Here is a 9,839-nt window from a genome sequence, read left to right as displayed (position 1 = left end):
GCCGGGAGGAGGGGCTTAGACGGGAACGGCCTCGGCCTGCTACGGCTGCTTGTCCCCTCGCGGCGTCAGCATGCCCGGCGCGATGAAGCCGATCGGCTGGATCGCCGCCGCCTCCTGCTTCAGCTTGGCGGCGATCTGTTCGTAATCGCGCTCCATCTCCGGGGTCACGCTCGCCCGCGCCTCGGTCAGCGCTTCGTCGAACGCGGCCATATCGACCTGGGTCGCGCCCAGCGACTTGCGCAGCGCGATCAGGCCCGCCCGGCGCACCACATCGCCCAGATCCGCGCCGGTGAATCGATCGGTCCGCGCCGCCACATCGTCCAGGTCGACATCCTCGGCCAACGGCATTTTGGCGGTCTGGATGCCCAGGATACGACGCCGCCCGGCCTTGTCCGGCACGCCGACATAGATGAGTTCGTCGAACCGACCGGGCCGCAACAGCGCGGGATCGACCAGATTGGGCCGGTTGGTCGCGCCGATCACGACGACCGACTGCAATTCCTCCAACCCGTCCATTTCGGCCAGGATGGTGTTGACCACCCGCTCAGTCACCTGCGGTTCGCCCAAGCCACCGCCACGCGCCGGGACCAGCGAATCGAGTTCGTCGATGAAGATCACGGTTGGTGCCACCTGCCGCGCACGGGCGAACAGCCGGGTGATCTGCTGCTCGCTCTCGCCATACCATTTGGACAGCAGGTCGCTCGATTTGGTGGCGATGAAATTGGCCTGCGCCTCGCGCGCAACCGCTTTCGCCAACAGCGTCTTGCCGGTGCCGGGCGGACCATAGAGCAGGAAGCCCTTGGCAGGCCGGATGCCCAGCCGCCGGAAGGCGTCCGGGTCCTTCAGCGGCAGCTCGACGCCTTCCTTCAGCTTCATCTGCGCGGTGTCGAGGCCGCCGACATCCTCCCAGCGGACGGTCGGCGCCTGCACCATCACCTCGCGCATCGCCGAGGGCTGGACGCGCTTCAGCGCCTCCAGGAAATCCTCGCGCGTGACCGACAGCGTGTCGAGCACCTCGGCCGGGATCGTCCGCTCCTCGAGGTTCAGGCGCGGCATGATCCGCCGCACCGCTTCGATCGCCGCCTCGCGCGTCAGCGCGGCCAGATCCGCGCCGACGAAACCGAAGGTGGTGCGCGCCAGTTCGTTCAGGTCGACCTTGTCGCCCAGCGGCATGCCGCGCGTGTGGATACCCAATATCTCGCGCCGCCCGCGCTCGTCGGGCACGCCGACCACGATCTCGCGATCAAACCGGCCGGGCCTTCGCAGCGCTTCGTCGATCGCCTCGGGCCGGTTGGTCGCGGCGATGATGACGAGGTTCGCGCGCGCCTCCAGCCCGTCCATCAGCGTCAGCAACTGCGCGACGAGCCGCTTTTCCGCCTCGCCCTGCACGCGGTCGCGCTTGGGGGCGATCGAGTCGATCTCGTCGATGAAGACGATCGAGGGGGCGGACTTGGTCGCCTCCTCGAAAATCTCGCGCAGCCGCTGCTCCGACTCGCCATAGGCCGAGCCCATGATCTCGGGGCCGTTGATCAGGAAGAATTGCGCGTCCGACTCGTTGGCGACGGCGCGCGCCAGCCGCGTCTTGCCGGTACCGGGCGGCCCGTGGAGCAGCACGCCCTTGGGCGGCTCGACGCCCAGCCGCTCGAACAATTCGGGATAGCGCAAGGGGAGCTCGACCATCTCGCGCAGCTGGTCGATGGTCGACGCCATGCCGCCGATATCGTCATAGGTGACGTCGGCGCGACGGGCCTCGCGCGGTTCCTCATATTCGGGACGCAGCTCGACCTCGGTATTCTCGTCGATATGGACCACGCCCTTGGGGCTGGCGGCGACGACCGCGAGGCGGATTTCCTGGAGCGCATAGGCGGGCGCGTTCATGAACTGCGCGACGCCCGGCGGCATGTTGGTGACGCGCTGCTGCCCCGCCGTCGCCACTACGTCGCCCTGGCAGAGCGGACGGTTGAAGAAGGTGCGCTTGAGCGCCTGGGCCGAACCCTGGAGCCGCAGATTTTCCTGCGCAGGCGCAAAGACGACGCGAGTCGCGGGCTTCGATTCGACCTTGCGCACCTCGACGAAATCGCCCGAGCCGACACCCGCATTGGCGCGCTGCAACCCGTCGATGCGGACGAGGTCGAGACCCTCGTCCTCGGGATAGGGCGCGACGGCGCGGGCGGGTGTCGCCTGCTTGCCGACGATCTCGACCACATCGCCCTCGGTAATGCCGAGCGCGGCCATCAGGCTACGCGGGACATGGGCGAGGCCCCGGCCCGAATCCTCGGGGCGGCTGTTGGCCACCTGTATCTTGCGGGTCGGCGCGTCGCTGTCGGCCATGATCGTCCCTTGGCAAAGTGTCTGAAACACGAAAGCGCGGGACGTGGGGGCGGGTTCCGGCCCGCGAAAGGGCGGACGGCCGAGCCGAGGCAAAAAAAAGGGCCGATCGAAACGACCAGCCCGTGAAAGTTTTTAGGAGAGGATGCCTGAAAGGCCCGTTCCTTTTGCGGTGCGACACGTTATGTTGCAAGTGCGAAAAGCTTGGCTATGATTGCAGTTTGTGCAATCCTCTGCCCTATAGGTCAATGAGTACAGGTACGATCATGCGCAGGCTCCCCCCGCTGGGTGCGATCGAAGCATTTGTTCAGGTCGTTCGCCTGGGCTCCATCAAGGCGGCGGCCGAGGAACTGGCCCTGTCGGCGCCCGCGCTCAGCCGCCGGGTGCAGACGCTGGAACGTTTCGTCGGCAAACCTCTGTTCGCCCGGCGGCATCAGGCGATGGTGCCCAACGAGGATGGTCAGCGTCTGATGGAGCAGATCGCGCCGCTGCTCGACCAGTTGTCGGATGCGGTGGAGGCGATGACCAGCGGGCAGGAAGTGCTGCGCCTGCGCCTGGGGGTGCTGCCGCTCTATGCGTCGCAGCGGCTGTTCCCGCATATGGGCCTGCTGCGCGCGGCGCATCCCGAACTGCATCTGGATATCGACACCGCCGGACATGGCATTGCGCGGCTGGGCGAAGGGCTGGACGCGGTGATCGCACTGGGCCGCGACATCGACCCCTCTCTCTATGCCAAGCGGCTCGACCGCAACAAAGTCTATGTCATCGGCGCCAAGCGGCTGCTCGAAGGTCCCGATCCGCTGCTTCGTCCCGAACAGCTGAACGGCATGACGGCCTTGCTGCACCGCGAAATGCCCGACGCCTTTACCGCCTGGTGCCAGGTCGCGGGACTGACCGACATCAAGCCCAAGGCGATCGACTTTTTCGACTCGGGCGGCCTGATGCTGGAGGCGGTGGCGCAAGGGCTCGGCGTCGCCTTCATGCACGCCAGCCATTTCGAACATGCGCACGATCCGCGCCTGGTCCGGCTGTTCGATATCGAGGTCGACAGCCCGTACAGCCACTGGTTCGTCTGCCGCCCGCGGGCGCTTCAGCTCAAGTCGGTGAAGCTGTTCCACGACTGGCTGATTCGCACGCTCTATCCGGAAGCGGCATAAAGGCAGGAATTGGCGTTCCGACGCTCGCCACAAACACGCCCCTCCCGCAAGCGGGAGGGGATGGGGGAGGGCAAGCCACAGGCGATGGTCTCTATGAGACTCCAGGCCCTCCCCCCGGCCCCCTCCCGCAGGCGGGAGGGGGAGCAGAACCATCGACAAAAAGCCGCGCGTCCTCTCGGACGGCGGCTTCACGCCTTCAAGAATCACGGGGCGACCCTGGGGTCGCCGCCCGCCGATTACTTGATCTTGGCTTCCTTGAACTCGACATGCTTGCGCACGACCGGGTCGTACTTGTTGAAGCTCAGCTTCTCGGTCTTGGTGCGCGGGTTCTTCTTCGTGACGTAAAAGAAGCCGGTATCAGCCGAGCTGACGAGCTTGATCTTGACGGTGGTCGGCTTGGCCATGACCTGGTTCCTGTATGCGTGAAAAAGCGAAAGCGGCAGCCGGAGCCGCCGCTATATAAGGGCCGCCCATGGCCCATGGGCCCGCCTGAGTCAAGCATTTCACCCGATTTAAGCCCCTCTTTACGGCCAAGACCCTATGGAAACCGTGCCGCTTCCCGCTATCGGGACGGGCATGAGAGGGATGACCATCATGATGGAGCCGGGCGAATCACCCCATGCGGGCATCGGCGCCGCCGAGATTCGCGACCAGCTCTGGGCCCGAATCGCCGCGCTCGACGTGTCCGCCCCCTATGCGCGGGCAGCCGAGCTGATCGACGGGGTGGAGGCGATACGCCGCATCGCCCATCGCCACGGGCTGGTCCCCGCCGTCACCGTCACCCATTTCATCGACCGCGCCCTCATGCGGCAGGACGAACCCGCGCCGGTCCATGGCTGGTTCGCGATCCTGAGCGACGCCATCGCCAGCGAGCGGCAGGACTGGCAGGCCGCCAACGCCTTTGCCGAGACCTGTTCGGTGCGTCTGGCCAGCTGATGGATGCGCTGATGATCGTTCTGGTCGCCACGCTGCTGTCGCAGGCGGGCGGGCGACTGAGCGGTTTTGCCGAGAGACTGGTGGAACGGACGGACCGCGCCCTGCCGGTTCTGGCGGGGGTCCTGCTGGTGCAGGGCGTGCTGGCGGCGGTGGCGATCCGGATCGGGATGTTGCTGGGGCCGCAGGTGACGCCGGAAACGCGCAGCCTGTTGCTGGCGGTCGCGCTGGTGCTGGTGAGCATCGGCATGATGGGGCGGCTGCCCCGCGCCGGTTCGCCCTTCGGGCCCGTCCGGCTGGGGGTGTTCGGCACCGCCTTGTTGGGGGCGAGCACGATCCTGTTGATGGAATCGGGCCTGGTGCTGGTCGCAGTCGCCGCCGCACGCTCGCCCCTGCCCTGGGCGGCCTGGCCGGGCGCGATGCTGGGGATGCTCGGCGCGCTGATCCCTGCGATCCTGCTGGGTGCGCGGGAGTGGCGCAGGCTGGCCTGGCGGCCGATCCGGATAGCGGGCGGAGCGATCATGATCCTGATCGCCATCGTCATCGCGCTTTCGGCGAAGGGATTGATCTAGGCGTTCGATCACACAGTGCAGGCTTAGTCCATGGACAGCGGGGGAGCCATTGGGCCATCGGATCGTTAACGCAACGATTCCTCAGACAGCGGGAGCATGTCCATGTCCGATATCAATCCGGCGCTCGATACGCCGACCGACCTGAACCGCAACGCCACCGCCAGCGTCGCCGACGCCCTGAACGGCGCGCTGGCCGATTGCTATGCGCTTTATCTGAAGACCAAGAATTTTCACTGGCACGTCTCGGGTCCGCATTTCCGCGACTATCACCTGATGCTCGACGATCAGGCCGCGCAGATCCTGGGCGTGACCGACGCCATCGCCGAGCGCGTGCGCAAGACCGGGAACGTCACGCTGCGCTCGATCGGCGACATCGCGCGCCGCCAGACCATCGTCGACAATGACCGCGAATTCGTGTCGGCTGCCGACATGCTGGCCGAACTGCGCGACGACAATCTCAAGCTCGTCGAGCGCTTCCGCGCGGTCAAGGACGCCGCCGAGGATGCCAAGGACAATGCCACCAGCGGCATCGTCGACGAATGGACCGACCAGGCCGAGGAACGCGCCTGGTTCCTGTTCGAGGCCGGCCGCAAGGGCTGATCGCGCGGCCCATACCCATTTGAAAAGGCCCCGGTCGATGCCGGGGCCTTTTTTCATAGTGGCGCCGGCAGCCAGGCCGGTTCGAACTGAAGGCGCCGCGGCGGCAGCGGCGAGATTTCTCGAAGGGCAGGCAGGTTCAACAGGCGCACCCGGTGCCCCTCGCGGGAGATGATCCCATCGGCTTCCATGCCCCGGATCGTGCGGTTGACGTGCACCGCGGTCAGGCCGAGCAGGTCGCCCAGCACTTCCTGGGTCAGCGGCAGATGAAAGCTGTCATCCTGCACCATTCCGATCGGGCTGAGCCGCGCATGGAGATCGACCAGCAGCCGCGCCAGCTGTTCACGCGCCGAGGCGTTGCCGGTCACGGCCAGCACGTCCATCAGCGCCAGCCGCTCCATCTGCACCGCAATGGTGAACAAGGCGGCGAGACGTGGGGCCTGGGTAAAGAGTTGACCGAAGCGTTCATAGGGCACGAAGGCCGTCACCGCCTCGGTAATCGCGGTCAGCGTGTCGGCGGCCTGGGGCAGGACCATGCTGGGCGTACCCAATATGTCGCCGGGCAGATGAATCTTCTGGATCAGCCGATTCCCGCTGCGCAGCAGGATGGATGAGCTGATCCAGCCGCGCACATGCAGATGGAAGCCCCCCGGCGCATCGCCTTCCCTCTGAAAGGTCTCGCCGCGCCGCCGCACGATCTCGGCATCGCCCAAGGTCGTCAGATGCCGTTCTTCGGCGGGGGTCAGGCGACAGATGGCCTGAAAGCGGTGGATCGGATAGGACATGATGACCGGCCTTTCACACGGCACCGTCGCGCTTGCCAATGACCTGGCATAAGATTGGAAAATCGGTGTCGATGGGGATGACCGGCCCTGCCCGGCGTTTCGAACCGGCCCCCCGATCATCCGTAATCGGAACACCAACCCTCCCCGCCAGTTAACCCCTTATCAGGTCAGGAGGATTACCCCATGCTCAAGCTCGCCATCACTTTCCTCGTCGTCGGATTGATCCTGGGGGCACTCGGTTTCGGGGGCATTGGCGGCGCGTTCGTCGGGATCGCCAAGATTCTGTTCTTCATCGCGATCGCGCTGTTCGTGATCTTTCTCGTGCTCGGACTCGTTGCGGGCAAGTCGGTGAAGAACGCGATCGACTGATCCCCCATGCGCGAATTCGCGGCGTTGCTCGATGCGCTGATCTATACGCGCTCGCGCAACGCCAAGCTGAAGCTGGTCGCGGATTACCTCGCCGCCACGCCCGATCCCGACCGGGGTTGGGCGATGGCGGCATTGACGGGCGATCTCGACCTGCCGGGCGTCAAGCCCGCGCTGATCCGCGCGCTCATCGAGCAGCGGGTTGACCCTGTGCTGTTCCGCATGAGCCGGGATTATGTCGGCGACACCGCCGAGACGGTCGCGCTGCTCTGGCCCGCGCCCGATCGGCCGCTCGATCCCGCCCCCCTGTCGGTCAGCGATGTGGTCGAGCGGCTGCGGCATCTGTCGCGTTCGGACGCGCCCGCCGTGCTGGCCGACATGCTCGACCGATCGACCGCCGAGGAGCGGTTCGCGTTGCTCAAGATGGCGACGGGGGGCTTGCGCATCGGCCTGTCCGCTCGGCTTGCGAAGACCGCCTTCGCCCAACATTTCGGATTGGACGTCGAGGCGGTCGAGGAGGTCTGGCACGGCTTGTCGCCGCCTTATGCCGAGCTCTTCGCCTGGGGAGAAGGCACGGGCGCGCAGCCGACGCCCGCCGATGTGCCCGTCTTTCGCCCCTTCATGCTCGCCCATCCGCTGGAGGATCTGCGGGTCGACCTGACCGACTATGCCGCCGAATGGAAATGGGACGGCATCCGGGTACAGATCGTCCATGTCGCCGGGCAGACCCGCCTCTACAGCCGGACCGGCGACGATGTGACCCATGCCTTTCCCGACGTGGCAAGCGCCTTCGACGCGGTCGGTGCGGTGGACGGCGAGTTGCTGGTCAAGGGCGAGCATCAGGGCGGGACGCTGGAGGATGGCGGCGGCGCGGCCAGCTTCAATGCGCTGCAACAGCGGCTGGGGCGCAAGACGGTGTCGGCGAAGATGCTGGCGGAATACCCCGCCTTTGTCCGGCTCTACGACATATTGGTGGACGGAACCGAGGACGTCCGCGCTCTGCCCTGGACCGAGCGGCGCAAAAGGCTGGAGACATTTGCCGCAAAGCGCGACCCCGAGCGGTTCGACGTCAGCGCGGTGATCGAGGCCGAGGACTTCACCGCCCTGGAAGCTTTGCGCGCCACCGCGCGCGATGCCGCGATCGAGGGGGTGATGCTCAAGCGCCGCGACTCCCCCTATAGCGGCGGGCGGCGTGTCGGCCTGTGGTACAAATGGAAGCGTGATCCGCTGACCGCCGACTGCGTGATGATGTACGCGCAGCGCGGCAATGGCCGGCGGTCGAGCTATTATAGCGACTACACCTTCGGCTGCTGGACCGAGGAGGGCGAGTTGCTGCCGGTCGGCAAGGCCTATTCGGGGATCACCGACGAGGAATTGCGCCAGCTCGACCGGTTCGTGCGCGCGCATACCGTCCACCGCTTCGGTCCGGTTCGCGAAGTGGAAAAGACGCTGGTGCTAGAGATCGCGTTCGATTCGATCCACGACTCGAAGCGGCACAAATCGGGCGTCGCGATGCGCTTCCCCCGGATCGCCCGCATCCGCACCGACAAGCCCGCCGCCGAGGCCGACCGGGTGGAAACGCTGAAGCGCCTGGTGACGTAAGGTATCTCGTTCCTCCCCTGGAAGGGGAGGAATGAATGAAACCCCTTAGCCGAACAGCCATGTCCCCATCACCCGGCCGGGCAGGAAGGCGAAGGAGCCCGCGCCGATCAGACCGGCTAGATAGAGGCTGACCATCACCTTGCTATGCGTGTCGATCCGCCCGGCCCGCGCCGCCGCGATCGCGCGCCACAGGCCGATCAGCGTGACGGGCACGAAGATGTGGATGAAGCTGAAATGCCCATGATTCAGGTCGCGCAGGGCCAGGGACGATAACGCCGCCACCACCATCAGCATGGCCCACAGCTTGCCCAGCATCCGATGCCGTGCACCCCCTTTGCGGGTCAGCAGGACATAGAGCCCCAGCGGCAGGGCGGGCAGGACCGAGCCGAGATGGATCAACACCGCCACGTCATGCACCCGTGCCAGCGTCGGCGAGAGGCCCAGCGCCCCCCGCACCATGGCGACCACGGTCATCAGCGACAGCGCCCCTCCCGCAGCCAGGATCGCAAAGCGGGCGGCTGGCGAGATATCGGACGGGCGGCGATGCGAAGCGGCGATCGAAAGGCTGGTCATCGGTCGAAATCCTGATCGGAAACGGGTTGCCTCTGTCCTGCCGCCTCGCCGAACCCGTGCCAGCCGGGCTACGTCGATGGGCGATTTCGCTTCGTGGAGCGGCCGATTTGCCATTTCACGAAGCGCCAATTGGCCATAGGCACGGAGCCGTGATGCCCCGCTCGCGCCGTATAGTCATCGATATCGCGCTGATGATCGGCGTCGGCCTGCTGCTGGCGGTACTGGGGCCGTTCGGAACGTTCGGATCGGGCTTCGCCTATCGCCTGATCTATTGGATCACGTTGATGCTGACGGGCTACGCGCTGTACAAGCCGACGATGGCGGGCGCGCTGGCCTTGGCGGAGCGGCTTCATCTGCCTGAAGTGGCGGGCTGGGCCACGGCGACGTTTCTCGCCAGCGTGCCGATGAGCGTCATCGTCTGGTGGGTCGAGCAACTCGGCCAGCCGCTGCGCTGGCCCGACGCGGATCGGGCGCTGCTTCTCTATGGCAATGTGCTGGTGATCGGGGGGCTGGCTAGCCTGTTGCTCTGGTATGGGCAAAAGCGACGGCATGTGACGGCGGAGCCGGCCGCCCCCGAACCCGCTCCACCGACCGCAGCGCCCCGCCCTGCCCTGCTCGATCGCCTGCCGCCCGGTTTCGGCCCCGATATCGTCGCACTGGAGATGGAGGACCATTATCTGCGCGTCCATGGCGCTTACGGGTCGGAACTGATCCTGCTGAGGATGCGCGACGCCGTGCAGGAGGTCGCACCGCTGGCCGGCGCGCAGGTGCACCGCAGCTGGTGGGTGGCACGGGGAGCCGTTCGCGAAACGCATCGCGAGGGGCGCGGACTCCGGCTGGTCCTGACCGGCGGGGTCGAGGCGCGAGTGTCGCGCGCGATGGTGCCGGTGCTGGAAGCCGAGGGCTGGTGGTAGCAGCTTGAACGT

11 protein-coding genes are annotated in these 9,839 nt (G+C 66.4%); 7 read left to right on the top strand and 4 right to left on the bottom strand.

Translation table 11 applies throughout. From position 1 onward, the window contains the following. Nucleotides 1–39: 39 nt before the first annotated feature. The gene (locus NS355_RS15100; RefSeq protein ID WP_058746446.1) at nucleotides 40–2,331 is read right to left on the bottom strand and encodes a CDC48 family AAA ATPase; all 2,292 of its coding nucleotides are present in this window, start codon (nucleotides 2,329–2,331) and stop codon (nucleotides 40–42) included. Between the two features lie 263 nt (nucleotides 2,332–2,594). Between NS355_RS15100 and NS355_RS15095 the strand changes: the two genes are divergently transcribed. Beyond that, complete coding sequence (locus NS355_RS15095; protein ID WP_058746445.1) at nucleotides 2,595–3,485, top strand: LysR substrate-binding domain-containing protein; 891 nt, start codon at nucleotides 2,595–2,597, stop codon at nucleotides 3,483–3,485. Between the two features lie 236 nt (nucleotides 3,486–3,721). On the opposite strand, the gene rpmG is transcribed toward NS355_RS15095, so the two are convergent. Further along, nucleotides 3,722–3,889, bottom strand: a complete 168-nt coding sequence (gene rpmG, locus NS355_RS15090) for a 50S ribosomal protein L33 (protein WP_007407030.1) — start codon at nucleotides 3,887–3,889, stop codon at nucleotides 3,722–3,724. Between the two features lie 172 nt (nucleotides 3,890–4,061). Between rpmG and NS355_RS15085 the strand changes: the two genes are divergently transcribed. The 3 genes from NS355_RS15085 (at nucleotide 4,062) to NS355_RS15075 (ending at nucleotide 5,590) form a co-directional block, all read left to right on the top strand. Further along, the gene (locus tag NS355_RS15085; RefSeq protein ID WP_244489706.1) at nucleotides 4,062–4,421 is read left to right on the top strand and encodes a hypothetical protein; all 360 of its coding nucleotides are present in this window, start codon (nucleotides 4,062–4,064) and stop codon (nucleotides 4,419–4,421) included. An 11-nt stretch (nucleotides 4,422–4,432) separates the two neighbouring features. After that, nucleotides 4,433–4,990, top strand: a complete 558-nt coding sequence (locus NS355_RS15080) for a hypothetical protein (protein WP_153008241.1) — start codon at nucleotides 4,433–4,435, stop codon at nucleotides 4,988–4,990. 102 nt (nucleotides 4,991–5,092) lie between these two features. Continuing rightward, nucleotides 5,093–5,590: a Dps family protein gene (locus tag NS355_RS15075; protein WP_430727019.1), complete on the top strand. Its 498-nt coding sequence runs from the start codon at nucleotides 5,093–5,095 to the stop codon at nucleotides 5,588–5,590. Between the two features lie 53 nt (nucleotides 5,591–5,643). On the opposite strand, the gene NS355_RS15070 is transcribed toward NS355_RS15075, so the two are convergent. After that, nucleotides 5,644–6,372 carry a Crp/Fnr family transcriptional regulator gene (locus tag NS355_RS15070; RefSeq protein ID WP_058746442.1) on the bottom strand — a complete coding sequence of 243 codons (729 nt, stop codon included), beginning with the start codon at nucleotides 6,370–6,372 and terminating at the stop codon, nucleotides 5,644–5,646. Between the two features lie 183 nt (nucleotides 6,373–6,555). On the opposite strand from NS355_RS15070, the gene NS355_RS15065 reads away from it, so the two are divergent. Both NS355_RS15065 and NS355_RS15060 read left to right on the top strand, forming a co-directional pair. Beyond that, nucleotides 6,556–6,741 (top strand): DUF1328 domain-containing protein, encoded by a 186-nt coding sequence (locus NS355_RS15065; RefSeq protein WP_007407044.1) that lies wholly within the window; start codon nucleotides 6,556–6,558, stop codon nucleotides 6,739–6,741. Nucleotides 6,742–6,747: 6 nt separating this feature from the next. Continuing rightward, nucleotides 6,748–8,340 carry a cisplatin damage response ATP-dependent DNA ligase gene (locus NS355_RS15060; protein ID WP_058746441.1) on the top strand — a complete coding sequence of 531 codons (1,593 nt, stop codon included), beginning with the start codon at nucleotides 6,748–6,750 and terminating at the stop codon, nucleotides 8,338–8,340. A 45-nt stretch (nucleotides 8,341–8,385) separates the two neighbouring features. Here NS355_RS15060 and NS355_RS15055 read toward each other — a convergent pair whose 3' ends face one another. Then, on the bottom strand, nucleotides 8,386–8,913 hold the full coding sequence (locus NS355_RS15055; RefSeq protein WP_058746440.1) for a DUF2306 domain-containing protein: 528 nt from the start codon (nucleotides 8,911–8,913) through the stop codon (nucleotides 8,386–8,388). A 152-nt stretch (nucleotides 8,914–9,065) separates the two neighbouring features. Here NS355_RS15055 and NS355_RS15050 point away from each other — a divergent pair, with 152 nt between their 5' ends. Further along, entirely contained in the window at nucleotides 9,066–9,827 is a 762-nt protein-coding gene (locus NS355_RS15050) for a LytTR family DNA-binding domain-containing protein (protein WP_058746439.1), read from the top strand. Nucleotides 9,828–9,839: the final 12 nt, after the last annotated feature.

Source organism: Sphingomonas yabuuchiae (assembly GCF_001477495.1).
In the GTDB taxonomy this organism is placed as follows: Bacteria; Pseudomonadota; Alphaproteobacteria; order Sphingomonadales; family Sphingomonadaceae; genus Sphingomonas; species Sphingomonas yabuuchiae_A.
The sequence above is the reverse complement of the archived record's forward strand: the minus strand, read 5'-3'. Positions and strand labels throughout refer to the sequence as shown.